Genomic DNA, 1,162 nt, shown 5'->3' with positions numbered 1-1,162 from the left:
GGAAACAACACCAGAACCAACAGTTCTACCACCTTCTCTTATTGCAAAACGCAATCCCCTATCTATCGCTATCGATGCCTGCAATTCCACTTCTATACTTACATTATCTCCTGGCATTACCATCTCCTTTCCCTCCAGCAATTTTATACTTCCTGTTACATCTGTAGTTCTTATATAAAACTGTGGCTGGTAATTCGCAAAAAATGGCGTATGCCTTCCCCCCTCTTCTTTCTTTAATATGTAGACTTCAGCCTTGAATTTTTTGTGCGGTGTTATTGTTCCTGGCTTTGCTAATACCTGACCTCTTTCTACCTCTTCTCTCTTTGTTCCTCTTAACAATACTCCCACATTTAACCCAGCACTCCCCTTCTCTAGTAATTTCTTAAACATTTCTACACCAGTGCATATCGTCTTTTGTGTCGCTCTCAGACCTACTATCTCTATCTCATCACCTGTCTTTACTTCCCCCCTCTCTATTCTTCCCGTTACCACTGTACCACGCCCCGATATCGAAAATACATCCTCAATCGGCATTAAACATGATAAATCCACAGGCCTTTTCGGATCTGGTACATATTCATCTAATGCTTTCATCAATTTATCTATTGACTTTTTTCCATATTCACCATCTTCATCTCCTTCCAATGCTTTCAATGCTGAGCCCACAATAAATGGTACTTCATCTCCAGGAAAGCCATACTTAGTTAACAATTCTCTAACTTCCATCTCTACCAAACCTATCATATCGTGATCAGCAACATCAGCTTTATTTATATATACAACAATATACTTAACACCTACTTGCTTTGCGAGCAATATATGCTCTCTTGTTTGCGGCATCGGTCCATCAACCCCAGACACTACCAATATTGCTGCATCCATCTGTGCTGCACCCACTATCATGTTTTTCACATAGTCAGCGTGCCCAGGACAATCAACATGTGCATAATGTCTCTTTTCTGTCTGATATTCAACATGTGCTGTTGCTATCGTTATTCCTCTTTTCCTCTCTTCCGGTGCTTTATCTATTTGATCATACGCTACAAAATTCCCATAATACTTCGTTATCGCCGCCGTTAATGTCGTTTTTCCATGATCCACATGCCCTATTGTTCCCACATTCACATGCGGCTTGCCAAATGCTTCTACTATTTGTGTCATA

Annotated in this window: 1 protein-coding gene; it reads right to left on the bottom strand. The window is 40.5% G+C overall.

Annotated features, from left to right (window positions below):
• A partial coding sequence (gene tuf / locus HET73_RS07485) for an elongation factor Tu (protein WP_174133579.1) occupies positions 1-1,161 on the bottom strand: 1,161 nt, incomplete at its 3' end.
• Position 1,162: the final 1 nt, after the last annotated feature.

The organism is Wolbachia endosymbiont of Atemnus politus, from assembly GCF_013309895.1.
Note: the sequence above shows the minus strand (reverse complement) of the source record. Positions and strands in the feature narration are given on the sequence as shown.